At 67.7% G+C, this 269-nt stretch carries 1 protein-coding gene; it reads right to left on the bottom strand.

Features of this window, described 5'->3' with window-relative positions; genetic code table 11:
- Nucleotides 1-6 precede the first annotated feature (6 nt).
- A partial coding sequence (locus SB816_RS32000; protein ID WP_410548243.1) for an acetoacetate decarboxylase family protein occupies nt 7-269 on the bottom strand: 263 nt, incomplete at its 5' end.

Below are 269 nucleotides of genomic sequence, written 5' to 3'. Positions count from 1 at the left end.
GCTCATTCACGCCAGGGCGTCGGCGGCCTCCTTGTGCGCGTGGTGCGCGGACGGATGGGCGAGGTAATCGTGAACGACGTGGCCGAGGCCGAGGGTAAGGTCGGCCAGGATGTGCGTGCCGGAGAGAATCTCGAGCACGGGCAGGTCTTTCAGCGGTGCGAGCGCGTGCGAAAACAGCTCGAGGCCGACCGGGCCGGTCCAGGCGCCCTTGATCGTGACGTCCTGGCAGCGGTATTCGACCAGCTCGAGGATGCGCGGCGAACCGTCGA

The organism is Achromobacter sp. SIMBA_011, assembly GCF_046535435.1.
GTDB classification, from domain to species: Bacteria; Pseudomonadota; Gammaproteobacteria; order Burkholderiales; family Burkholderiaceae_B; genus Achromobacter; species Achromobacter dolens.
Note: the sequence above shows the minus strand (reverse complement) of the source record. Positions and strands in the feature narration are given on the sequence as shown.